This is a genomic window from Flavobacterium psychrotrophum, assembly GCF_003403075.1.
GTDB classification, from domain to species: domain Bacteria; phylum Bacteroidota; class Bacteroidia; order Flavobacteriales; family Flavobacteriaceae; genus Flavobacterium; species Flavobacterium psychrotrophum.
The window spans coordinates 3,841,590-3,867,611 of the sequence record NZ_CP031557.1; the positions used below are offsets into that span (position 1 = coordinate 3,841,590).

18 protein-coding genes are annotated in these 26,022 nt (G+C 42.1%); 10 read left to right on the forward strand and 8 right to left on the reverse strand.

Going from position 1 to position 26,022, the window contains the following annotated elements:
* Positions 1-156: 156 nt before the first annotated feature.
* The 3 genes from rpmF to pdxA all read right to left on the reverse strand — a co-directional run bounded on the left by rpmF (position 157) and on the right by pdxA (position 2,083).
* Positions 157-351 carry a 50S ribosomal protein L32 gene (gene rpmF, locus DYH63_RS16655; RefSeq protein WP_026993360.1) on the reverse strand — a complete coding sequence of 65 codons (195 nt, stop codon included), beginning with the start codon at positions 349-351 and terminating at the stop codon, positions 157-159.
* Between the two features lie 9 nt (positions 352-360).
* The gene (locus tag DYH63_RS16660) at positions 361-903 is read right to left on the reverse strand and encodes a YceD family protein (protein ID WP_116789869.1); all 543 of its coding nucleotides are present in this window, start codon (positions 901-903) and stop codon (positions 361-363) included.
* A 115-nt stretch (positions 904-1,018) separates the two neighbouring features.
* A complete protein-coding gene (gene pdxA, locus DYH63_RS16665; protein WP_116789870.1) occupies positions 1,019-2,083 on the reverse strand; it encodes a 4-hydroxythreonine-4-phosphate dehydrogenase PdxA in 1,065 nt (354 codons plus the stop codon).
* A gap of 51 nt (positions 2,084-2,134) precedes the next feature.
* Here pdxA and DYH63_RS16670 point away from each other — a divergent pair, with 51 nt between their 5' ends.
* On the forward strand, positions 2,135-2,725 hold the full coding sequence (locus DYH63_RS16670; RefSeq protein ID WP_116789871.1) for a riboflavin synthase: 591 nt from the start codon (positions 2,135-2,137) through the stop codon (positions 2,723-2,725).
* Positions 2,726-3,241: 516 nt separating this feature from the next.
* Here the strand turns inward: DYH63_RS16670 and DYH63_RS16675 are convergent.
* The gene (locus tag DYH63_RS16675; RefSeq protein ID WP_162927070.1) at positions 3,242-12,430 is read right to left on the reverse strand and encodes an FIDD domain-containing protein; all 9,189 of its coding nucleotides are present in this window, start codon (positions 12,428-12,430) and stop codon (positions 3,242-3,244) included.
* A 417-nt stretch (positions 12,431-12,847) separates the two neighbouring features.
* Here DYH63_RS16675 and DYH63_RS16680 point away from each other — a divergent pair, with 417 nt between their 5' ends.
* A complete protein-coding gene (locus DYH63_RS16680) occupies positions 12,848-14,107 on the forward strand; it encodes a putative DNA modification/repair radical SAM protein (RefSeq protein WP_116789873.1) in 1,260 nt (419 codons plus the stop codon).
* Positions 14,107-14,883 carry a TIGR03915 family putative DNA repair protein gene (locus DYH63_RS16685; RefSeq protein WP_116789874.1) on the forward strand — a complete coding sequence of 259 codons (777 nt, stop codon included), beginning with the start codon at positions 14,107-14,109 and terminating at the stop codon, positions 14,881-14,883. Before DYH63_RS16680 ends, DYH63_RS16685 begins: the two co-directional genes overlap by 1 nt.
* 103 nt (positions 14,884-14,986) lie before the next feature.
* On the opposite strand, the gene DYH63_RS16690 is transcribed toward DYH63_RS16685, so the two are convergent.
* The gene (locus DYH63_RS16690) at positions 14,987-17,437 is read right to left on the reverse strand and encodes an AsmA family protein (protein WP_116789875.1); all 2,451 of its coding nucleotides are present in this window, start codon (positions 17,435-17,437) and stop codon (positions 14,987-14,989) included.
* Between the two features lie 398 nt (positions 17,438-17,835).
* On the opposite strand from DYH63_RS16690, the gene DYH63_RS16695 reads away from it, so the two are divergent.
* From DYH63_RS16695 to DYH63_RS16720, 6 genes are all read left to right on the forward strand, one after another.
* Positions 17,836-18,162 (forward strand): hypothetical protein, encoded by a 327-nt coding sequence (locus tag DYH63_RS16695; RefSeq protein WP_162927071.1) that lies wholly within the window; start codon positions 17,836-17,838, stop codon positions 18,160-18,162.
* Between the two features lie 262 nt (positions 18,163-18,424).
* Positions 18,425-18,751 (forward strand): hypothetical protein, encoded by a 327-nt coding sequence (locus tag DYH63_RS16700; RefSeq protein WP_162927072.1) that lies wholly within the window; start codon positions 18,425-18,427, stop codon positions 18,749-18,751.
* 136 nt (positions 18,752-18,887) lie between these two features.
* Positions 18,888-20,189 (forward strand): pyridoxal phosphate-dependent decarboxylase family protein, encoded by a 1,302-nt coding sequence (locus DYH63_RS16705; RefSeq protein WP_116789878.1) that lies wholly within the window; start codon positions 18,888-18,890, stop codon positions 20,187-20,189.
* 35 nt (positions 20,190-20,224) lie between these two features.
* Positions 20,225-22,066 (forward strand): hypothetical protein, encoded by a 1,842-nt coding sequence (locus DYH63_RS16710; protein ID WP_240409025.1) that lies wholly within the window; start codon positions 20,225-20,227, stop codon positions 22,064-22,066.
* Positions 22,033-22,599, forward strand: a complete 567-nt coding sequence (locus tag DYH63_RS16715) for a 2'-5' RNA ligase family protein (RefSeq protein WP_116789879.1) — start codon at positions 22,033-22,035, stop codon at positions 22,597-22,599. The genes DYH63_RS16710 and DYH63_RS16715 overlap by 34 nt, the downstream gene beginning before the upstream one ends.
* Before the next feature lie 138 nt (positions 22,600-22,737).
* The gene (locus tag DYH63_RS16720; protein WP_116789880.1) at positions 22,738-23,115 is read left to right on the forward strand and encodes a hypothetical protein; all 378 of its coding nucleotides are present in this window, start codon (positions 22,738-22,740) and stop codon (positions 23,113-23,115) included.
* 59 nt (positions 23,116-23,174) lie between these two features.
* Here DYH63_RS16720 and DYH63_RS16725 read toward each other — a convergent pair whose 3' ends face one another.
* Together DYH63_RS16725 and DYH63_RS16730 are read right to left on the reverse strand one after the other, a co-directional pair.
* Positions 23,175-23,936 carry an SDR family NAD(P)-dependent oxidoreductase gene (locus DYH63_RS16725; protein ID WP_116789881.1) on the reverse strand — a complete coding sequence of 254 codons (762 nt, stop codon included), beginning with the start codon at positions 23,934-23,936 and terminating at the stop codon, positions 23,175-23,177.
* Between the two features lie 160 nt (positions 23,937-24,096).
* Positions 24,097-24,495, reverse strand: coding sequence for a helix-turn-helix domain-containing protein (locus DYH63_RS16730; RefSeq protein ID WP_116789882.1), 399 nt, complete (start codon positions 24,493-24,495; stop codon positions 24,097-24,099).
* Between the two features lie 54 nt (positions 24,496-24,549).
* On the opposite strand from DYH63_RS16730, the gene DYH63_RS16735 reads away from it, so the two are divergent.
* Complete coding sequence (locus DYH63_RS16735; RefSeq protein ID WP_116789883.1) at positions 24,550-25,173, forward strand: 2'-5' RNA ligase family protein; 624 nt, start codon at positions 24,550-24,552, stop codon at positions 25,171-25,173.
* Here the strand turns inward: DYH63_RS16735 and DYH63_RS16740 are convergent, their stop codons facing one another.
* Entirely contained in the window at positions 25,174-26,004 is an 831-nt protein-coding gene (locus DYH63_RS16740; RefSeq protein WP_116789884.1) for a helix-turn-helix domain-containing protein, read from the reverse strand.
* Between the last annotated feature and the right edge of the window lie 18 nt (positions 26,005-26,022).

Here is a 26,022-nt window from a genome sequence, read left to right on the forward strand (position 1 = left end):
TCACATCTTTATTACTGGCAATCAGTAAATAAAAAGTGACGGAAATTACAAAATTTTTTTAAAAATGGGCGATAAAAAAAGCCGCCTGGTAAAAAAACGGCTATTTAACAAAAAAAACTCCCACTAAGTGAGAGTTTTACCCTATACTTTAAGCAATTAAGCTACCGCTTCAGCTTTATCGATAACTACCTGGCCTCTGTAGTACATTTTGCCTTCATGCCAGTAAGCCCTATGATACAAATGCGCTTCGCCGGTTACCGGGCATGTAGCAATTTGAGGTACAGAAGCTTTATAGTGAGTCCTTCTCTTATCTCTTCTCGTTTTCGAGGTTTTTCTCTTAGGATGTGCCATTTTACTATATTATTTATTATCCGTTAATAGTTTTTTTAATCCGTCCCACCTTGGGTCGTCTGTTTTTTCTTCTTTAATCTCAAGTTTTTCTTTTGGGGCAAGCTCATCCAGCTTGTTTAATATCCCGGCACCAAATGTGCCGTCTTTTATCCCGGGATGTATCCGTTTTGAAGGAACAGAAAGCACGATCATTTCATAAATATACTGAGACACATCTACCTGGTATTCACCATGTGGCAGTATCAGTATTTCTTCATTATCGTTATTAAACTCATCACCAAATTTCACTATAAGGTTTATATTGCCCTTTATAGACAAGTCAAAATCCTCATTCGTCAAATCACAAGGCACGTTAACCGTACCTGCATGTTTAAACGAAAGCTCCATCATGGTGCTCTTTTTCTCCAAAACAAGATTTACTTTTACATTGACGCCATTATATTCGTCAAATTCAAAGTCATCAAAGAACGTTTTATTAATATCAAACTCAAACTGGTGCTTTCCCTGCTTTAACCCCACAAAAGGGATCAAGAATTCCTTTTTCGCTTTCATTATGCCAGTTATTAACTGTTACTACTATCTATTTTGCTACTAAAACCAGTGCAATGTGTTAGTTATAACAGTTTTGAGCGTGCAAAGATATAAAATTATTGCAAATCCAAAACCGTTATGAATATTTTTTTTCTTCTTGTTTCTCCCTTATTTTCAAAGGGTTCGATGTTAATTCGGTATATTCGCCTCTATTATGGTAAATATCGAGCGCCAGGTACACCGCTTCTTTAAACGAATTATTGTCTGCTTCGCCTTTACCTGCTATCTCATAAGCAGTTCCATGATCTGGTGATGTCCTGATTCCCGAAAGCCCGGCAGTATAGTTAACACCATTACCAAACGACAAGGTTTTAAACGGTATTAACCCCTGGTCATGGTAGGCGGCAATTACTGCATCATACTTTTCATACTGCCCACTGCCAAAGAAACTATCAGCACTAAAAGGTCCAAAAACCTTAACACCTTCTTCAAACAATTTTTTAAGCGCAGGCTTTACAACATCGTCATCTTCCCTACCTATGACACCATTGTCCCCGCTATGCGGGTTTACACCCAATACAGCAATTTTTGGGCCGTTAATTTTAAAATCCTGTTTAAGCGATTTGTTTATCGTAAGAATCTTTTTGCGTATAAGCGCCTCTGTAAGATGCGCCGAAACTTCATTTACCGGAATATGGTCTGTAAGCAACCCCACCCTAAGATTATCCTGTACCATAAACATAAGCGCATCGCCATCAAGCTCCTGATCCAGATAATCTGTATGCCCGGGAAACTTAAACTCTTCGCTTTGTATATTGTATTTATTTATAGGTGCCGTAACCAGCACATCTATTTCCTTATTTTTAAGCGCTGCAACAGCCTCTGTAAACGATTTTACAGCATAACCACCCACAACATCATCATTTTTACCAAACTCTATGTTTACGCCTTCCTTCCAAACGTTAAGCACATTAATTTTACCTATCAATAACTGATCCAGCTTATCAATACCATGAAGGTTAGCATTAAGATTAAGCGCTTTTTTTACAAACGAAAGTATTTTGACATTTGCAAAGACTACCGGCGTGCAAAACTCAAGCATACGGGCATCCTCAAAGGTTTTAAGAAACACTTCTGCTCCTATTCCGTTAAGGTCGCCTATGGATATGCCTACAATTACATTCTCTGCCTTCTTTGCCATGATAGTTCTATTGCTTAATTTTGGTGTTACAAACTTAGTAAATAAATCAGCATGTTCACAGGAATAATTGAAGCCTCGGCTATAATACAAGATATTAAGAAAGACAACGAAAACATTCATTTTACTTTTTCGTCGCCCATTACCCACGAGCTTAAGATAGACCAAAGCCTTTCTCACGACGGTGTGTGCCTTACCGTTGTAGCAATTGGCACAGATAACTACACAGTAACCGCTATTAAAGAAACGCTTGAAAAAACCAATCTAAAAGAATGGAGCGTAGGCAGTGGAGTAAACCTTGAACGTGCCATGCAGCTGGGCGCACGCCTTGATGGCCATATAGTACAGGGACACGTAGACCAGACCGGAATTTGTAAAAGCGTAGAAGAAGCCGGTGGCAGCTGGTACTTTACCTTTGAATATAACCCCGCCACAAGCAACATTACTATAGAAAAGGGCTCGATAACCGTTAACGGAGTAAGTCTTACCGTGGTAAACTCGCAGGTTAATTCATTTAGTGTTGCTATAATCCCATACACTTACGAGCACACTAATTTCAACCAAATTAAAGCCGGCACTACAGTAAACCTTGAGTTTGATGTGATAGGCAAATATGTGGCAAGAATAAATAGTTTGAGAAACTAAACACTTAAACAGTAATCAATAAAGTGTTAGCTACTCCCTCTCCAAGGAGCAGCTAACACCTACAAATGCTGGTTAATAAACAAGGCCAATCCAAGATGGATCGCTCTGTTTATTAAGCAGCATTTGTATTCTGGAAACGCGCCTGTGCAAAATGGGAATCATATCTACTTTGCTACTACCCTGTATATACACAACTCGTTGACCTCATAATTTCCCCTTCCTAATAATAAGAAATGTCTTTTTTACAAACCTGACATTTTTTATAATTAAATCCTCTCAAGCCTTTAGATTATTGAACCCTGTTTTAAAGTACTGTATCTACATAAGACTTCCCAGCCTTGTGTCAATACACGCAAACAATTGTGCGATTGGAGCTAAAGTTGCGGCTTTAAAAACAGCGCATGCCATAATAGATACAAAACAAGGGCAGCCGATTTGGCTGCCCTTGTTTTGTATTTAAAGTTGGTGTCCCACATAAAAAAGCTATTGCTGACTGCTACTGGACACTGTAACTATTTATCGCTTCATCGCAAAGTGTGCCTTAAAGGTCCTTGCATGGCCATTCTCGTTGAACTCAACGGTAAACCAGTAGTCGTCTGACGGTAACGGGTTGCCGTTGTAGGTACCGTCCCACCCCTGGCCTTTGTCGGTCCTGCTGTCAGGGCTTAGCTGTTTGATGAGCTTGCCGTAGCGGTCAAAGATAAAGATCCTTGCACCCGTACCCTGAAGCCCGATGATGTTCCAGTAGTCGTTGATGCCATCGCCGTTTGGCGTAAAGTATTTAGGGTAGTCCACTACGCTTACGCCCGGGATCCTTAGCATGTCACATGGGTTGATCTCAAGGGTGTTCGCATCGCGAACGTATACCGTAAAGAAGCCCAGTGGTACATTAGTAAATACATTCGAGTTCTGCCATGGGCCCAGTGGCGTGGCATTGCCGTCTGCATCTTCTGGCGCAAGGCTGTACTGGTAGTCGCCATAGCCCTGTACAAGCACCGTTACCGTCTGGTTGTCCCCAAAGGCGTTGCTTACCACATAGCCTGTATTAATGATCTCCGCTGGCCCCGAAAGGAATACTTCAAATGGTGCCACTGCATCAGAGATACAGTTGTCTGCATTCCATACTTCTACCGTGTAAAGGCCTTCTTCGGTTGCTGTGTACCTTTCTGAGGTGCCGTTCGTGGCTACTGCCGTACCGTTAAGGTACCACTGGTAGGTGTTGCCTGCCGTGGTGTCGCCTGCATGCAGGTACACCGGTTTGTTTACGTTGCCATTGCTGTATTCTACACACAAGGTATCATCGTTGTCTTCACTGGTGATGTTTGGTGTTGGCAGCAAACTTACCCTGATGTTAAAGCTGGTTACTGCATAGCATGGTGAGAACGTGCTGGTGTTGGTTACCCTCACCCAGATCGTCTGCCCAAGGTATACCGTATTGGTAAATGCTGCAGGCGTTGCTATATATTCCGCTGCCGTGATGTCGCCTGCCTCGGCTGCGGCCTGGCTGGTGTAGTAGCCCAGCGTATATTGTGCAGGGTTCTGGCTGCCCAGTACTTCTGCGCCTGCTGGGGTAAGGTCAAAGGCCGTAAAGCCGTCGTTCGTGCTGTCATAGTCACATTCCACCATTGGGCTGTTGGCCGGTGAGGTTACCGGGTTGGCTACCGCTGCCTGTTCGGCGTAAAGCTCAAGTGTTGTAGTGATTGAACAGGTTGTTGTCCTGTTGGTTACCACTACCCATATCTGCTGGTGGCCTGCCGTAGTATTGGTGTACAGGTGTGGCAGTGCCCTGCCTGCTGTTATGTCTGCAATGCTGGCATAGAACCTGATGTCAAAGTTCGTTGGCACTTCGCCTGCGGCCGTAATAAGGTCGGTTACATGGCCGATCAGGTTGAACGTCTCAAAGCCGGTTGTTGGATCGTTACAGATTGCATACAATGGTACTACGCCTGTGCTGTCGTATACCGGTGGCAGTGGGTTAACGTGCAGTGGCAGTGTTACAAGCACTGAACATGCCGGTGAGCCCGGTTGGGTATCGGTACGCGTTACACGTACGATTACCGTATCATCCCAAGGGGTTACGTTCAGGTATTTTGTCTCATCAGGTATCGCAATGCCTGCTGCCTCATCGGCAGCATTGGCATAATAGGTAAGCACTGATTGTGTATCGCCTGCAAGGATGTTAACCGCTGCATCGGTAAGGTCAAATTCTTCGATACCATCGCCTATTGTTGCATCATGGCTGTCGCATAGCTCCAGTGTCAACGGATTGATGTTAGGGTTTGGCGAAGGGTTAACGATCAGCGTAAGGGTTTCTTTGCTGATACAGCCCTGTGGTGTGGTTACCAGTACATATAGCGTCTGGTAGCCTGCGACTGTGTTTTCAAAGGCTTCCGGTGTAGTAATCCAGTTTATGGCTGCATCACGGTCTGCCTCTAATATAAAGTACTGCACCAGGTTTTGCTCTCCTATACCGGTTGGTGTAAGTATCTCGTCGTCTTTCGATGTAAGGTCGAAAAGAGCTTTGTTGTCATTAGGTAATTCATCACATACAATAAGCGGTGTAGCATGGGCCAATTCCTGTGGACGGTCTACAAACAGCTTAAAGCTTGTTACAATGAAACATTCTGTTGCAGGGTATTCTATCCTTACCCAGATCTCCTGGTTGTCAATCCCTGCAAAGGCAGCAGGGCTGGTAATCCTTGGGAAGCCGGCAGTAGCGCTTGGCTCGTCAATAAAGTAACGGATCACAAGGCTGCCCGGTACTTCTCCCGTAAGGGTATATATAGCTGCATCCTGCTGTGTAAGGTCAAATACCACACGCCCGTCATTAGTAGCATCATTATCATCACAGTCCCTTAGGTCGGTAAGCTGTACGTCTGCCGGGGCAGGGTTTACAATAAGGGTAATGGTGTATACAATGCTGCGGCAACCCGTAAGGGTATTGGTCGCTACTACATAAAGTGTCGTATTATCGGTATTTTCAAAGTTTGCAGTACCGGTTATGGCATTATTCCCCCTTTCGGCATCGGTCATGGTATAGTAGAAGGCTACGGTCATGTCCGTGCCGCCATCTATCATTTCTGCTGCGATCCGGTCAAGGTCAAAGTTACCTAGGTTATTATTGGTCGTGCTGCATACTGTAAGTTCATCTGTTGTTGGCTGTACCAATATTGGCAGTGGCTCTACACGGATGTCCAGTAGTACGATACGGTAGCAGCCCGTTACATTATCAGTAACCCTTACAAAGATGGGCTGTACCGCAGGAGAGCTTCTATTTTCATATGTCTCAGGGTTGGGGATTGCACCGGTACCTGCTTCTGCATCCGCAAGGTTCGTGTGGAACGTGGTGGTTAAACCGTTTACGCCTCCTGTGATCTCGTCTGTCTTACCGGTAAGGTCAAATTCCTCGACCTCATCGCCGGGGTTGTCCTCATCACAAAGTACCAGCGGTGTTGGGTTCGTTACTACCGGTAGCGGGTTCACCACAAGGTTTAGCGGTACAATGTCGTAACAGCCCGTAGCGTTTATAGTAACTTTTAGATATACAGTAGTTGTAACACTATTGTAGTTCGTTGGGCTTGCTATTGCCGGGGCACCCGCATTGGCTGCCGCTATAGTTTCATAATATGTAACCGTATGTAGTGTAGGATTAAGAGCACCTAAAACCCTGGCCTCATATGTTGTAAGATTAAACACACCAATACCATCTGTATCATTGGCACCGTTATCACAAATCGCATATGGCACAAGCGGATCTACAGCAATAGGCCTTGGATTAGTGGTAAGTTGCAACGGCACTACAGTATAACAATCTGTAGAAAGTGTGCTGTACAGCCTTATATATACAGTTTGCGTATTGGCATTACCATTTGCAAATGCAGTAATATTAGTCCATATGTTAGTACCACGTTCTGCATCTGGCAGGGTAAGGTGTATCGTGGCAGCTACTAATGGCTGAGTACCTATTGCTTCTGCTATAGCAGGTGTAAGATCAAAAATACCATGTCCAATATCATCAATAGCACATGTTACTAAACCTGTAGGTAGAATACCTACCGGCCTTGCAACAACTTTGATATGGAATGTTTCTTCATCTGTACAGTTTGGCGTAGTATGTGTTTCATCCCAAACCCACAGGTCATAATCACCAGGCAGCAATGTATCTCCCACAAAGCGTTCTACCTGGCCCGGTACACCCGGACCACCGGCAAGGTCAAAATATCTTGCTGTAGCCGGATTAGGCGTAACAAGAACATACTGGTCGCACGATACAACATTAGCCGGAACCGGAACATCTATCCTGTTTATTGTAAGTACAAAACTGTGCTGATCACTACATATCCTGTTAGTACCTGTCTGCGCATATACATATATTGTTTGCGTAGCTGTAATAGTAAGGTTTGTTATAGGACTGACACCATTAGGGCTGCTAAAATAGTTACCTACTGTAAGAGCCGGAAGTGTATGTGTATCACAATCTGAGAAATTTGTCTGTGTCTTATCTACTACAGGAGTCTGATTAATTACAATATCAATACTCGCCTCATCAGAACAGTTTTGCCTGCCTGTTAAGCGCCTGTATAAATACACTCTTGCTGAGGCTGTAAAAGTAAGGTTCGTAATCATTTGCTGACCAGCAACATCTGGCCCACCCTGAAGCGTATAATAATGCTGCAGATAAGTATCATTAGGATTAGTACCACCTACGTTTATATTAGGAAGTGTATAAGTATCACAAGCTTCTACATCAAGCACAAGCTGGCCTGCAAGAGGACTTGTAGTATCTGTTTCTAAAGATGCTGCCGCCCAGTATGCACTACCAGGAGCAGTACTTCCGTTAGCAATAGTTGTTATTTCAGTATCTACAGATGCAGAGAAAATTATTACATTAAAATATGTTTCCATAAAACAGCTTGGGTTACCCGCAGCTGCTGCATAGATATAAACGCGCGTTCCATCATCAGGATCATCATTTGTTGTAATCCTGAACTGATTAGGAAGCTGTGTTTGTCCGGGTGTAGTTGGGCCACCACTTAAGCGGTAGTAACCGTATCCCGCAGGAAGGTTTGGCAGGTTATAGAAATCGCAGACAGCAGCATCAGACTGCGCAACGATGGCAGGCGTAGCTGTAATGTTTACAACAAAACTTGTCTCTCTAAAACATTCACCGGCACCACCAGTAGCAGCATAAACAAATACTGTTTGAGAAGTAGTAAGCACAGTACCCACCGGTATTACCTGACCACCACCTGTAGGGCCTCCTGTAAGTGTATAGTAGTTACCAACCGTTAGTGGGGTTAGTGTAAACTCATCACACACATTATATACAGGATTAAAAGTATCCAGCGTTGGAGTGTTATAAATTGTTACAACAAATGATGTTGTATTAGTACAAGTTGCCGCAGCAGGTATAAAGTAATAAATAGTAGTGGTAGTGGTTATTGCCCTACCCGCAGGTATTACAGTACCGCCTCCGTTTGGAGCTGTGCGGTATTCGCCTATTGTAAGTGCTGGCAGTGTATAAGTGTCGCACGCAGACACAGGTCCAGGCGGAACAGGGTTAACCAGTATCTGTATTTCTTCCTCTGCTGTACAGTTTGGCGAACCACCCGTCTGAGCAAAAACATATATGGTTTGAGACACCAAAATATCCTGTCCTGCAGAAAGTGGTGTACCCGTACCTCCGGGGCCCGTAAAATAATTACCTACCGTAAGCGCCGGTAACCTGTAAGAGGTACAACTTGCCACCACCGGAGGAACATTAATTACCGGAGGGGCCACAGTAGTAACCGTAAACGATTTTTCATCTGTACATGTTGTACCTGAAAGTTGGGCATAGATATAAATAGTAGCGTTTGTTGTAATTATATCTCCCGGAAATTTCTGAACGTTACCCGGGGTAGTTGGTCCGCCTGCCATTGTGTAATAAGCTGACCCAGCTACCGGATATGGAGGGAGTGGATAACCTGTATCAGAACATACCGTTTGATTAGCAGGTACGTTTGTTATCTGAACACGGTTAATTGTAATATTAAACTGACTCTCTGCCGCACACCCAGGATTTGAGTTGTACACATAAAGAGGCAATTGAGATGTAGTAAGTACTGTACCACCCGCACCCGGATACATAGTACCTGTACCGGCAGGACCAGTATAATAATTACCAGCACTTAATGGCTGTAATGTATAACTGTTACATGCATTTACATTTGCAAGTGTATCTACAGTTGGCGTATTAGTTATGGTTACATTAAAACTTTCATTACCCGTACAGTTCGTTCCCGAATTTACATCGGCGTAAGTATATACAGTACGGTTAGAAGTAATTACCGTACCCACAGCAACAACACCTCCTGTACCATTTGGCCCATTATAATAAGTTCCGAATGGAAGTGTCGGCAACGTATAGCTACCACAACTTGTTACATTCTGCGGTGCAAACCTTCCTGTAATAATGTGAATCCAGAAGCTTTTTTGATCGCTACATGTAGTAGTTCCTGTAGTAGTTTCAGCATATACATATAATGTCCTGTCAGCTGTAACAACAGTTCCTGCAGGCACCACTGTACCTCCGCCATTAGCAGCAGTATAGTAGTTACCGGTAGTAAGCGATGGTAATGTATAACTAGCACAAGCTATGATATTTTGAAATGTACCAACAGAAGGATTCGGTAATATTGTAATTATAAAATTACTTTCGGCAGGACAAGATCCATCATTTAAAGATGCATAAACATAAAGCGTAGTTGTAGTCGTAATTAAATCGCCTGCAAATTTCTGTACATTTCCTGTAGTTGTTGGACCACCCGGCATAGTAAAATACCTGCTTCCTGTAGCAAGGCCAGGCAGAGTGTAGCTTCGGCAAATTGTTTGATTACCAGGGTTAGCAGCTGTTGCACCCAAAATTGTAACTGTAAATTGCCTGAATCCTCGACAGCCATCAGCAGAAGCAGGGGTTGTAGCATATAACACTGTCGTTGAAGTAATGAATGAACCCGGCTCGTGGCGTACACCTGTTGCGAAAGGACCTTCAAAGTAAGCTTCAACCTGAGGATTAACCGGTAACTGATAGCTACCACATGCAGATGCATTTGCTATAGGATTGATTACCGGATTTGGATTTATTGTCAGAGCAAAGCTACTTTCTGAAAAACAGCCAGGATTGTTAGGGCTTACTCTGTAAATATATAATGTTTGCGAAGTTCTTACATCGCTACCGGCAGGATATAGTGTACCTGTACCACCTGGCCCAGAATAAAAGTTAGCTCCTGGAATAGTAGGAATTGTATAGCCAAAACAATACGATTGTGCACCATATACAGGAACCGGCTGCACATTATTTATTGCTACTTCAAAACTTTTTTCATTAAAGCAAGTTCCATCAGGATGTGGCTTATAAACATAAATAGTTTGCGTAGTTGTTATTTGGGCATTTACTGCAAGCTGGGTACCGCCGCCAGTAGGCCCGCCCGGAGCAGTCCAGTAAGTATTACCTGCGGTAAGCGCAGGCAACCTGTAAGGCACACATTGATTAACATCGGCAGGATCATCGGCAGTAACAATGGTTACCACAAAAGAACTCGTATTAGTACACGAAGCCGCTGTAGGAATATAAAAATATATTGTTGATGTAGTGCTTATTACAGTACCCCACGGAATTACTGCACCCCCGCCATTAGCAGCAGTGCGATATTCCTGACCCGGGTCAAGGTTAGGCAGCGTATAATTATTACAAGCTGTAACGGGAGCCGGTGTTACCGCACCCGGTAGCACTGTAATGGTAAAACTGCTTTGATTAGAACAGTTAGCATTAGTATTATATATATAAATAGTTTGTGTACTTACTATCTGGCTGTTTGCCGGCAGCAATGCTCCTGTTCCGCCGCTACCGGTGTAGTAATTTCCGTCTGTAATTACAGGTAGTGTATAGCTACCGCAAACCGTTTGGGTTGTACCTGTAGATACAGCAGGCAGTGGATTTACCGTAATGGTAAAAGAAGTTACTGCATAACAAGAAGTATTACGGCTGCTTTGCACCCTTGCATAAATAGTTTGTGTACGCACTGTATTTGTAGTGGTACTCTGGTAATTTCCGGCAACCACAATATTACCTGTACCCGCATTTGCATCTGCAAGAGTAGTATAATATGTTACTGTAAAATCTGCCGGTGCCTGGCTGCCTAAAATAGCAGCATCCTGAGCAGTAAGATTAAAAATAGCAGTTCCTGTGTTAATTGTACCCTCACATGCCGAAAGCCCTGCCGCAGGCTGAGTTGCCGTAGGAGTAGGAATTGTCATTAAATCGAAAGGAACTACCACATAACAACTACTGTTATGTGATTTTACACGAGCATAAATAGTAACTGTACCACCGGTTGTTGTGTAAGCAGCAGCATTAACTGCTCCGGTACCATCATTGGCAGCCAATGCGGTAGTATGATACGTTACCTGTGTTGCAGCATCAAGTCCTGTTTTTAAAGATGGGGTATTTAGTACCAAATTATAAGTATAACTTCCTCCCGAAGGACAGGCATACAAAGTAGTGGCGGCACCCGGAACAAGTTGCGGTGCAAACTCTATAGTTACCTGTTCATCTACAGCACAAGCAGTAGCGGTATTAGTTATACGCACATTATATGTACCTGTTGCATTAACAGTAAGTGAAGAAGCTGTACCTATAACAGCTGCATTACCTACCCTGGTCCAGGCAAAAGTATATTGAGAACCTGTAAGTCCTGTATTAACTGTATAAGAGCTACCCTGGCACAGCGCAGTATTATTTGCAAGCGAAAGATTATCTCCAACCACCTGCTGGCCTAAGTTAAATGCTCCCTGAGGGAAGAAAACAGCCGAGTTGTAACGGCCATCATTACCCAATGTATTATTTGGGTTAGCATCGCCATCATCTGCAATTACTATTTTAATGTGGTAAGTTGTACCTGGAACAAGATCATTGGCCGAAGCAGTAAGCTGCACTGTTTGCCCCTCAAAATTGGTCGCTGCAGTTGGCGCCGCGCTACCACCGTTAAATACACCAAAATACTGAGAATTAACTGAAAGACATGTAGCAGTACCACTGTTAAAAGCACTGTTCCTGATGTTAGCAACAGAAACAGGAAGGTTAGTATTTGGCACAGTTGCTATATTTCGGTATGCCGCAGGGCTACCTGCAACTTTTATCAATATAGCAAATCCGTCTTTAGAGTTACACTGATATTGCCCATACTCTTCTGAAGCAAAGATATAAGGTATTGATATATTAGGTGTTGCCGCAACAAAATCAAACTCTAAAACCGTAGCATTCATACTACGTATAGGCGTTGTTGCTGCAAAAGCGGCCTGAAGATCTGCATCGCCCAGCCACGTTTGCGACTGCACACTATTATCTGAAGACACACTGGTATTAGGACCGGAAGCCGTTGCGGCATCTCCCGTTACAAGCACAACACCAGATGCCATTGGAAAAGCGGCATTTGAGTTTGTAAATGTACCGATACTATTTCCCTGTGCATAACTTACAGAGCTCAAACCAGTGCTTTTTACAGCACCTGTAGGCTGTACCAAACACGCTGAATTTCCCAGCAAGTAATTAACCAACTGGGTGGGGTTGGCATTACCGTTAGCGGTAGTGCTAACAACAACACCTTGCGAATAGCCTGTCAAACAGCAAAACAGGACAAACAGAACAAGTAAATTTTTTCTCATAACTTCCAACTAACTAGCAATCTATAAAATTTCGGGGCCAATCTTAATAAGTTAAAATTCAGCTTATTAAAACAGGAAGGCAAATATAAAATAATTGTGTTTCCTCATGTTAAAATTCACAACAATTTTCACACATCTCAGGCATCAATATAATTTTTAAAACATAAAAGAATTTTTAACACAAAAGCAAAGATTATCTAATGTATAATTAAAACTTTTTGTCATTATTTTATAAAAAAACATAATACCTCTATTTACTATTGAACGCAAAAATACACGATTTTTTGATTTATCAAAGTATCCTGTAAATTTTATATTTTATAAAACATTTAACATTCATTTTCCCCTACTTATTTAACTTTTGTTTATTGCGAAAATATTCTTATAGTTAGTATTTTTGTCTTAAAAGAATGGCAGATGTATGAACGAATAAGAGAAAAGTTAACTATACTGGCAGATGCGGCTAAATATGACGTATCGTGCTCATCAAGTGGAAGCAAAAGAAAGAATGAAAATAAAGGCATAGGCGATGCGAGCAATGGCATATGCCATACTTATACCGAAGACGGCAGATGTGTTTCATTGCTTAAGGTATTGCTTACCAACCATTGTATTTTTGATTGTGCCTTTTGTGTATCGCGCCGTAGTAACGATGTGCAGCGTGCTGCCTTTACTGTAGATGAAGTTGTGGAGCTTACCATGAGCTTTTACCGCCGCAATTATATCGAAGGGTTGTTTTTAAGTTCGGGTATTTTTAAAAATGCCGATTTTACGATGGAACGCCTTGTACGCATTGTAAAGAGGCTGCGTACAGAAGAGCGTTTCAATGGCTATATACACCTTAAAACCATACCGGGAGCAAGCCCGGAATTGCTAACCGAAGCCGGCCTTTATGCTGACCGTATGAGCATTAACCTGGAGATGCCTACCGAAAACGGACTTAAACTACTTGCCCCCGAAAAATCGCACGAAGAGGTTAAAAAGCCGCTGGGATTTATTCAAAATACCATTACCAAATTTAAAGATGAAAAGAAAACCGGTCTGATAAAGAGCGCTCCTAAGTTTGTACCTGCCGGCCAAAGCACCCAAATGGTTATTGGGGCAACCCCCGAAAGTGATATGGAAATTATGTACAGCGCAGATAAATATTACAAAGATTTTTCGCTTAAGCGTGTGTATTACAGCGGTTACATACCCATTAGTTATGATGAGCGTATGCCGGTTATAGGCAGCCAGCCACCACTACTTCGCGAAAACAGGCTATATCAAACCGACTGGCTGATGCGCTTTTATGGGTTTGGCGTGCAGGAGCTGCTGAATGCTAAAAACCCGCACCTGGATACTGATATCGACCCTAAGCTCAGCTGGGCTTTGCGTAACTTAGACCAGTTTCCTGTTGATATTAACACTGCCGATTACCGCATGATACTTCGTGTGCCCGGCATAGGTGTAACCTCAGCAAACAAAATAATCCAGGCCAGAAAATTTGGCAGGCTGCGTACAGATCAGCTGCAAAAAATAGGTATTGCTTACAGCCGCGCAAAGCATTTTATACGTTGCGCAGATAGCCCTTACGTACTACAGGAACCTGAAGCACCGCATCTTAAAAACCTCATCCTGGCCGAAAGCAGCAGTAAATACCTTAAAGTTCCGCAAAACCAGTTAAGCCTTTTTTAATGGTTACCTATATTTTTGATGGCTCTTTTGAGGGATTGCTCACGGCAGTTTTTGAAAGCTATGACCGCAAAGAAAAAGCGGTAAGGCTTGTATGGGATAAACTCTACCAGCCTGAAATGCTTGATGAAAGTTTTGAAATTTTAAATGATGAAGCTAAGGCTACCCGTGTATGGACGGGGTTAAAGAAAAAGCTAGTACCGCAATGGGCTGTTATGTTTTATAAAGCTTACCTGAGCGAAGACCCACAAACTTTTCAGGATCTGTTTGATTTTGCCCATTACATTTTTGATAATGTAAAAGGTGCGGAGCAAAACTTTGGCAATCCTCATGTAATGGCTGTTAGCAAAGTGGACAGAAAAGTAAACCGCGAAAAGCACCGCATGAAGGCATTTATACGTTTCCAGAAAACTGCCGACGGCATTTATTACTGCCCTGTTGAACCCGACTTTAATGTGTTGCCGCTTATTGCTACTTTTTTCAAAAATCGCTATGCCGACCAGCAATGGATAATCTATGACGTAAAACGAAAATATGGCCTGTTTTATAACCTGCACACGGTAGAAGAAATTACATACGAATTTGTGTCTGCTATAGATACCCGTAAAATAGCGTTACCCAAAGAACTTACAGACGAAAAAGAAGAACTTGCATCTATACTATGGAAAGACTATTTTAACAGTACAAATATACCCGCACGTAAAAACATGAAACTCCACATACAGCACGTACCCAAGCGCTACTGGAAATACCTCAATGAAAAGGAAGGGAAAAATTAAATCGTGTTGTAAAGTTGCAAAGTCGAAAGTTGTAAAGTTAGCTTCACTCATAACTATTACACTTTTAACTCTATAACCTGATGCTTTCGACTTTAAGACTGCATCAATCTTTCTTACCCAGCTTTACTTTTACCTTGCCGTTTTCATCATCTTCGGCTTTAAGATGCAGTACAATACCTTTATGTCGGCGTTCGGCAAGTTCTTTTTCATCGGTAATGTCTTTATCCTTTTTAGGATTGCGCAGTGGTACATCTATATATATGTGTGTGCCGTTGCCAAAGGAGTATACCCCCTCTATATCCATATTAATCAAACTGCTGTTTATTTTCATTGGATGCACCTTTACCTTCTCTCCCATCAGTTCAAAGCGGCCTTTAAGGTTATAAAATTCTATGTTCTTGACATCCCTGAACGGAAAGGCAAATTTACCCACGCTTACCACAGGGTCAAAATCTACTAACCGGCCTTTTTTAAGCCCAAAATTTACATTACCGGAAATAGATCTTGGTAACAACGTACCACTTTCGGTAATTGTACCTTTTACATCGGCCTGTGCAGAAAAAAGCCCTTTCAGGTTTTTAGAAGTAAGGCTCTCAAGACCGAAGTTATCAAAGGCATATAAAAATTTACTTACCTCAACATTCTGCACATTTGCCTGCAGGTTATAATGCGTAGCGCCACCGGTAGTTAGTGCGCCATTAATTTTTAGTGCGCCGCCTGCATGCCTTAGCCCTGCATTTTTAAGCACAATGCCACCTTTGTCAGTAAGCAATACGTTAGCTGTAGCATTAGTTGCATAAAACTTCTTATAGTACAGCTTGTCAACTTTAAGCTTCATATCTACATTACATTTTTCAAACAACTCATTCATTTCGCCGGTAAAATTGCCTTTAGTATTTTGGCGAATAGCCCTTTGCGTTTTTTTACGGGTTTGCAAAAATGCCATAAACTCACCCAGGTGCAATTGCGGGCTATACATTTGCCATTCAAGCACAATTTTTTCGGGTGCAGTATAATATAAGTTTAGAAAATTACGAATGCTGCCCTGCATGTTCACAATACTATGTCCGGTTTTTAAAACAATCTGGCTAATGTTAAGGTTGTCCTGATTAAAATCGAGTGCTACAGATACATCTTTAAATTCCAGTTTTCGCGGCACATAAGCAACGTTTGCATTTTTTACCATAAGGCTGCCGCTAACCAATGGTTTTGTAAGCTTAAAATGTTCTACATCGGCCTTAAAGTTAAACCGCGCACTTGCAGTACCTTTGTTAAACTTAAGCAAATCGTCATCAACAAGGCCGGCAAGCTGTTCCATTTTAAAGTCAGAAGTAAAATTACCTATGGCAACAGGTTTCTCAAGGTTACGAATTGCCACACGTTTCATAAGAAACGGTATCCCTTTATAATTCCCCTTAAAGCCAAAAAGCTTAATGGCAGAATTGATGTCATCATAACCCCGCCCTGCTATATTATTATTGGTAAATACACCAAAAAAACTACAAGCCTCTACATCGCCGCCCGGTGTAGTAAGTACATTATCTTTTACCACCGCGTTTACCTGAATAAGCGGATCGCCCGTGCTATTAAAGTCGCCCACAATATCGCAGGCAACTACAATAGTCTTTGCAATATCAAACATCATCAGCTTCTCGGTAATGTTAGGCGAAAGCAGGTTCGCGGCATTCTTCCATAAAATGTCTTTATTTTGTATGGTAATGCTAAATTTAGACGACTCTCCTACACCCAGTTTTGCACCAATAATAAAATCTTCGCCCCCTATGCTTAGCGTTCGCCTGGCAAATTTAAGAGCTCCCTCCTTTTCATTATATGTTATATCAAAGCTGCCGTCAAGACTTTTGTCTTTAATAAAACTGCCGCGGCCGGTATTAAAAGCCATACTTTTTGCCATACCCTCTAAAGAAACATTTGCCTCCCAGCCAAAACTTTTATAATCAAGCGCTGCCTTAAGGCTGCTTACATTAAAACGGTACAGTTTACTGGTCTTGCGGTTATCGGCAGTAAACGATACATTTTCGAGCGTAAGCTTTTTCAGTTCAGGAAAAGCACCACCGGACGATGATTTTTTTTCGGATTTCTTCTTCTTGCCAAATACCGCAGTATTGCTATATCCTTCTTTTGAGGTAAAAAGGTCAATAGCAGCATCGGCAATACTGATCTTCTTAATTTCTACCGCCCCCCTAAATAGTGCAAACATGTTAACATCTACCTGCATAGCGCCGGCAGTAAGTAGTGTACGCTTATGGTTTACATACAGGCTGTCGCGCAGGGTAACGTTTTTAAGGGTAAGGCCTATTCTGGGAAACCCCTGTAATAAGGTAGTTTCCATATTGCCTATAGTAAGCGTGCCGGATATATCATCATTAAGCGATGTAGTTACCGATTGTAGCACCTGTTTTTTATGGGTATGCAGGTACCACGCCAGCCCGGTGTACAGGCATATTATAATAATTAACAGAGCTAAAAATATCCTTCCGGCAATTTTTAACCATCTCTTTTTTACAGGCAGCGGTGGGGTATTTGTTTCTTCCATTAGTAATTAGCGGCATTAATGCACAGGGACATCTAATTTAGTTAAGAAGAAATGTAAAAGCTTTTAGATTTTGTTAAAGTGTGGCAGGTATATAAAAAGAGTGCGGACGCATAAAGCGTCCGCACTGCCCCCAGAAAATAAACGCACTAAAATCGACAATTAGTGCATTGTAAAAACAACTGTATCATATCATAAATGATCGGCACCTATTATGAGGATACGGTTGCAAAAGTAAGGCAGGCTGTGGGGTTTGATACATTAGAGAGTATAGACAAAGTATAGACAACAGTATTATTCTTACAAATTTTATGTTAACATTACCTAATTTAGCACCGCACTCAACTATCCGAAACTTGTTTTGCCTGATGTATGTGTTTAATTTTTAAATTACATTCACAATGTCATCATCCGTAAACTGGTTCACATTCAATCTTCACGTTCTTAACAGATGCCTTGACATCATTCCGCGCCGCAGTAAACGAATAAAGATGCTCTACATAGAGTATGTAAGTTCGGCTAATGCAGAATCTGGGCGAATGATAAAGTACCGGTTCACGAATGCGCTATGGTATAAGGTAGGTACATTAAAAACTGTTGCAACCAGAATTCCTGTTTCAGAAACCGAAAACTCTGAAATTGAAATTACGGTACAGGGGTTCTTCAGGAAAAGTATCTACACCGTAGAATTAAAGCATGACTACGTTCAGGTACTCAGGGTAGCATGATAGATCGTGAATGATTAAGCTCCCGTTATATTATATAATATAACGGGAGCTTTTTTTATGCTTCATTGCAAAGCAATGATTTTCATCATACTTTAATTTACAACAACGGGCTTACTTTGATATGTAATAATTATAACAGTGCTGTATCACGAAAAACTTTGCCGTAATCTGTATTGCAAGTGTAAATATTACTGTCATTTTACTAAGCAACTGCACACGCATTTCGACCAGTGCCGAAGCATAATCTTAACCCATATTCACAATGCCCTCATCCGTAAACTGGCTTACATTTACACTACACGTTATTAGCAGGTGTTTTGAGATCATGCCACGCCGCAGCAAACGAATAAAAATGCGCTATCTGGAGTATGCTGGTTCTACTACTTTAGAATCTGAGCGAATCATAAAATTCAGGTTTACCAATGCGCTGTGGTATAAAGTAGGATCTCTAAAAACCCTGGCAACGCGTATTCCTGTTTCAGGAACAGAAGGTTCAGAAATAACAATTACTGTACATGGTTTCTTCAGAAAGAGTATTTATTCAGTGGAGCTAATGCATGACTATGTTCAGGTACTCCGGGTAGCATGATAGATCTTGGATAAGTAAACTCCCGTTATATTATACAATATAACGGGAGTTTTTTTATAGGCTATTTTATACACATGACTTTTATCATACTTTACCTCATAGTGGTTAGCGTACTTTGCTGTATAATAAATTATTTATGCTGTACTGGAAAAAACTTCCTGTGGCAAATCGTGCAGAACGGATACACAGGGCGCTTAGCGAAAATGTAAACTTTAGTACCGATACTACTTTTGGTTATCCGGCATCGCGCCTTGATGACAGGGTGTTTAATGAAGACGCTCCGTTTTTAAAAGATGCACCCATACTGCAAACTTTTGCGGCAAACCCAAACCACATTGGCTGTCATACTTATAACGATGGAGAATCTGCGTTTAAGGGAACACAGCAAATAGAACGCGAAGTACTAAATGTTATAGCCTGCGATATTTTTAAGGCAGCACCGGATAGCTTTGACGGTTACATAGCACCCGGTGGTACCGAAGCAAATATTGAAGCACTGTGGATATACCGCAACTACTTTATAAAACACCATAACGCACAGCCGCATGAAATTGCGGTAATAGCTACCGAAGATACACACTATTCTGTACCAAAAGGCTGTAACCTCCTCATGCTGGACCGCCTTAGTGTACCTGTACATTTTATGAGCCGTTATATTGATGAAATGGCCCTGGAAAGTATAATAGTAGCCGCAAAGGCAGGCGGTAAAAAATATTTTATTGTAGTGGCTAATATGGGCACAACCATGTTTGGATCGGTCGAAGATACAGAATTGTACACCATGCTGCTTGAAAGGTACGACCTGCAATATAAACTGCACGTAGATGCCGCTTATGGCGGTTTTGTATATCCATTTAGCAATCAGGGCAGCCACCTCAATTTTGAAAATCCTAAAATTAGCTCTATTACCATAGATGCGCACAAAATGCTGCAGGCACCCTACGGCACCGGTATTTTTATTTGCCGCAAGGGCCTTATGGAAAACGTGCTTACGGCCGAAGCCGAATATGTAGCCGGTATGGACTTAACCCTTTGTGGTAGCCGTTCCGGGTGCAATGCCGTAGCAGTATGGATGATACTTTTTACTTATGGCCCTCATGGCTGGCAGGAAAAAGTAAACGTACTGCAAATGCGAACCGACTGGCTTTGCAAAAAGCTGGACGAACTCGGTATAGAATACTTTCGAGAACCCTATATGAATATTGTAGCCATACGGGAGCATTACATTCCTGAAGACATAGCCCATGCTTTTACATTAGTACCACAAAAGCACAGCGAAGGCAACCTGTGGTATAAGATCGTGGTTATGGATCATGTAGAAACAGAACACCTGGCACATTTTACAGAAGCACTTAAAAACAGGCATCTCCCGGCAGATAGCCCTCCGGCAAAATACACCGGCATCATAAAGAACAATTCAGTTTTTGTGAGGTTTTAGCAATAAAACCTCTTTTTACTTTACACAAACATCACATGACACAGTACAACAACGCGCACAGTTTTCACATCCCGGTTATGGGGCTTGCCTATACTATAGACACCCCTATAAGGCTTGCCCACCTGGGTATTTCGTCGTGCATTTCTATTACAGATGACGACCTTATCGAAAAAATGGCTGCTTATTACAGTAAAACATTCAGCCTGCCCTACACGCCTTTTAGCCTTAAGGCGTTTGACCACCGTGCCAAACGGATAACCCAGTACCTTAATATGGTAGATACCATTGTTAAGCAGAAGTTTGAAGCCTTTAAAACCGAACTGGCAGAAAGCCGCCCGGCATTAGACCGGTTTTTAGGGATGCTGCCTACCAAGAACGACTTTAAGGAAGGGCTGGAGCAGCTTGTAGCAAACGGCACCGAAATGGCCGAAAACATCAAGGCTTACTTAGAGGAGCATTTCTCTCCCGGAGGTATTGATGTAAACATCATGACCAAAGTAGACAAAGAAAACCGTGATGAAAAAAACATGCCCTTACCGGTAGAATATAACGATGCGCATGCTTCGTTAAGGGGTTTTGCACAAAGTAACCTTTCATCTTCGGTAGTGCTGTCAGCAGGTATGAACCCAAGGCTGTACAGCTACTTTGAACAATTTCCTGATTTTTACCCGGACGCTAACGGCAATTTTAAAAAGAAGATCGTACTTAAGGTTAGCGATTTTCGTTCGGCATCCATTCAGGGTAACTTTTTAGCAAAAAAAGGGCTTTGGGTATCAGAATACCGTATAGAATCAGGGCTTAACTGCGGAGGTCATGCTTTTGCTACCGAGGGTCTGCTTATGGGGCCTATTATGGAAGAATTTACCCAAAAGAAAACCGAACTTGCTCAGGCTGCCTACACGCTGATGCAAAAAGCACTCGAACAAAAAGGGCTTCCAACTCCGGCAACAATACCCAATATACATATTACCGTTCAGGGTGGTGTGGGCACAGCTAAAGAGCACAACTTTTTATTAGACCATTATAAAGTAGCCTCAGTAGGCTGGGGCTCGCCATTTCTGCTCGTACCAGAGGCTACCGCAGTAGATGCAGACACCCGTAAACTACTGGCAGATGCGGGGGAAGATGACCTTTACCTTAGTCATATGTCGCCATTGGGTGTACCTTTTAACACCGTGCGCGGCACCAGCAACGACCTTATAAAACAAGAACGTGCCTTAAAGCACCGCTATGGCAGTGCCTGCCCTAAAAAGTACCTGGCAATGACCCCGGATGAGGCAGAAGGCTTTATATGTACCGCAGCACGCAAGTATCAGGAAAAAAGGATAAATGGCTTACTTACTGAGAATGAAATTGCCGCGATTACCGAAAAATCATGCCTATGCGTAGGGTTATCCTCTCCCGCACTTATAGAAAAGGGTATACCTGTTAAGGGAGAACAACAGGGCGTGGTGGTATGCCCCGGCCCTAACATGGCTTATTTTACAGAAGAGGTTTCGCTGGAGCGCATGGTGCGTCATATTTATGGGAATGACAATGTGATGGCTGTAGCACGCCCCAATATGTTTATTAAAGAATTATGGCTGTATGTAAACCATCTAAAAAAGGAGTATGCCGCCCTAATCGATGCTACTCCGCAACAACTAAAAAAACTGAATACTTTTAAAGAAAACCTGCTTAGCGGCATTGAGTATTACAGAGTATTATTAAACAACACCCCATACTTTAACCAAATTAAAACCGAGATGGAAAAAGAGTTAAACAAAGCCGCACAAGAAGTTACAAACCTTAAACCGGAAAACCAGCCGGAAAACGAATACATTTGCACCAAACAGTGCGCTACATGCAAATGCCAGACAACACCTTATACTTTATAGCCATAATACCTCCCGATATTATTTGCAGGGAGGTAACAAGCTTTAAAGATGATATAGCATTGCATCATAATAGCAAAAAGGCGCTCAGGGTAATGCCGCACATTACCTTAAAAGCGCCTTTTGCCATATCATACAACCGAGATATTGAAGTACGCGAATGGTTTACATCAATGCCTATAAAAAGCACAGCGTTTGAGGTTGAACTCAATGGTTTTGATTGTTTTGATAAGCCTAAAGACCCGGTAATTTTTGTAAAGCCAAAACTAAGTTCTGAGTTAATTTCGCTGCAAAAAAAAATTATTGAAGCATTCGAAATGCAGTTCCCAGAACTCAAATCACAATTTTCAGATAAAGATTTCCACCCGCATATAACGATTGCTTACCGTGATTTAACATATCCTGAATTTGGAAAAGCATGGGAGAAATATTCAAAAAAAGAATATCAAAACTCCTTTAATGTCCAACATATATTCTTACTGAAACACAACAAATCATCTTGGGAAATTTCAGTAAAAAAGAACATTGATATTTAAAAATGTAATAAAAATTAAGATTTCATTTAAAAAACGCAAATCTTAAATTATCGTTAAGCGGAGGTTAAAAAACTGGAACCTAAAAAATGAGGTCGATATATTTGCTTAATAACATTAAAAATTTGCAAGATAAAAAAAATGTTTTTAGGCCTTTTTATGGCTGCTTCGGTATTAGCTACCTCATGTTCTGACGATGATGATAGCGGAAGCACAAACAGCTCAAGAGAGATTAAGTATGAAGTTACAGGTAACTTTACAGGCGACATTACAGCTGCCTACACAACTGAAAGTGGTGGCGCTACTACCGCTGAAATTACATCATTACCATGGAGCCTTGCTATTACAGCAGCACCAAGCGTGCAGGCTGTAGCATTCTCTGTTCAGGGTAGTGGTGGCACTGATGGCCAGCAGGTAGATGTAAAAATACATCAGGGTGGTCGTGAGGTTAGCTCGGTAAAAGCTACTGCAAATTCAAGCGGTATTTTTGTAGCTTCATCTCCGGCGGTTGTTTTTTAAAAGCATTTGCCTACCAGTAAAATAAAACGGGCTCATAAAGCCCGTTTTGTATTATATCATTAAAGAAACATCCCTCCTGACGCTTCTATGCGCTGTGCTGTTATCCAGCGGGCATCATCAGTACATAAAAAGGCTACTACACCGCCAATGTCGTCCGGCAGGCCTACTCTGCCCAGTGCCGTTTGCGATGCAAGGAAGTTGTTAACCTGCTCGTTATCGCGCACCATACCACCGCCAAAATCAGTTTCTATAGCGCCCGGTGCCACAATATTTACACGAATGCCTTTTGCACCCAGTTCTTTCGCCTGGTATTTTGTAAGCGTTTCCATAGCGCCTTTCATAGAAGCATAGGCTGCATAACCCGGTGTGCTAAAACGTGCCAGCCCGGTAGAGATATTAATGATCCCTCCTCCATCTGCAAGCAATGGCAACGCCAGCTGAGACAGGAAGAATGGCCCCTTAAACTGTATATTTACCAGTGTGTCAAACTCATCTGTTGTAGTTTCGGCAAATGCTTTATGAATACCAATACCGGCATTGTTTACCAGGTAATCAAATTTATCGGTACTAAAAGTTTCGCTAAGCGCTGCTCCCACTGCTTTAAAAAAACCTTCAAAGCCTGTACTGTCTGCTACGTTAAGTTGTAATGCAACTGCCTTTTGCCCCAATGCTTCAATTTCTTTTACTACCTCATCGGCTTCGCTCTTCTGGCTGTTGTAGGTCAGCACTACATCAAGGCCTTTTTTGGCAATAGCCAAAGCCATATTTTTACCCAGTCCGCGGCTGCCGCCAGTAACCAGTGCAATTTTAGATTGTCTCATTCTGTAAATATTTTTTGTTGTTTATTACATCGCAAAGGTAGCACGGGAAAGAACCCCAAAAATGGTAGACTCTTCAGTATTTTACTTCGTTGTTTCAGGTTTAAAGTTTCAGGTTTATGCCGTTCTGTACGTTTGAGTCAGTAACCTAAAACCTGAAACGTTAAACAAATTGTTTTCTATACTGAAGCGGTGTTATACCCGCCATGCTCTTAAAAAACTTGGTGAAATTAGTAGGTTCGTCATAGGCAAAGCGCTGGCCTATTTCGGCTATTGAAAGGGTAGTTTCGCGCAGCAGCTTTTGGGCTTCTGCCAGTATACGCTCTTCCATCACATCGCAGGGTGATGTATTAAGGGTTAGGTGCAGTGTATTGGTAAGATGCCTCGGGTGAATGAACAATTTCTCAGCAAAATCTTTCGCATGAAACCGCTTTACCGCACGCCCCGCCATAAGGTCGGCCATGTGCTGATCGGCAATTTTCATAAAATCGGCGGTAATTTCATCCTTGCGGGAAAGAATCTTTTGGGGAATAGTGGCTTTTTTAGCGGTTTGTGTTTCCATGCGTATAGAGTAAAGCACTAAATTACAAAAGAGTTTATTATTTTTGCGGTACTTATGGCTAAACGCAACGCTAATACCGCACAAATATCGCTTTTTCCGGAAACGCTGTATGAATACCACATACTGCTAAGCCCCAGTGATGCCATTAAAGACGATGTAGACGCTTTAAAGCAATCGCTGCACGAGGCCATAGGTATTGCTGACCGCGATCGTACTTCCATAGCTCATATTACCCTGCTGAAAACCGAGGCTTTTGAATCGACCAGCATGAAGGATATTGTGAGGAAAGCGTTATTGGGCGAATCAAAATTCACCATTAAGTTAGATGGCCACGCCGACTTTAAAAACGGAAAGGAACATACCCTTTACCTTAAGTTGGAAAACCCTGAGGCGGTAGACCACCTGGCCGTAGCAATAAAGAACCCTACAAAAAAGAAGGCTCCCAAGCCAAAATACCGCCAGACAAGTATTGTAGACAAGCCCGAGCGTAAGACAAAACTGTCTATGACACCCCACATTACAATAGCGCGCAACATTAGCGAAGACGATTTTACAAAAATCGACTTCACCGCTTTTGAATACCAAAATGAATGGGTTTGCGACCGTGTTATCATCCGCCGCCGACTGGCCGGTACTGATAAGCTTTTTAGCCCTGCGGGTGAAGTGAAACTGGGTTAGTTACCGCTTACCAAATGCACTCGGATTAATATTCTTACGCTTTTTAAAATAGTTAGAGAGATGGCTTTCATCGGTAAAGCCAAATTCGTGAGCTATCTGCTTAATAGGCATATTACGCCCTTTAATGCGTTGCTCTATAAGCTTGGTGCGCAGATTGTTTATGTAATCGCGGTAGGTAAGTCCAAAATTTCGTTTAAACCACGCACTAAAATAAGACGGCGCAATATTAAAATTATCTGCCACGGCCTTTATCTGTACCAGTGCCGGAAAGTAAATATTCTGGTGTATGTATGTTATTACCTGTCTGTTATCAAAAGCTGTTCCCTGTACCTCGGGAGTCATTTTAGAAAGCGCTTCTTTTATCAACCCGAAGATTGAAAGCACCTGGAAAAATATAATTGGCGAGCTGGATATATCCTGACGGCAATTATAAGCCGTAATATTCTCAACCGTATTTTTTAATATGGTACGGCACGGTTCATCCAGTTGCAATGTAGCCTCTTTCAGCAGCCTTTCGCGCATTATCTGCTCCGGCGTGCTAATGAGCATATCATCACTATACAGGTTTTTCTTGGTACTAAAGTAGCTATCCGTAAACTTAATGAATACAAAGCGTGTACTGTTATGAATGTCAAAATAGTGTTGATCATCCGGCGAAATAGCAAACAAATCGCCGGCAGTATACGGCAGCAGGTTTTTGTTAAGATGGTGTATACCATCACCTTTTACAATATAAATAAGCTCATAATACGAATGGCTATGTTCTGGCAGGTGAAACTTCTCTTCCTCAAACTCATCGAGCATAAGGCTTTCAAACTGGTTTAATTTCATATATGATAATTGCAAGTA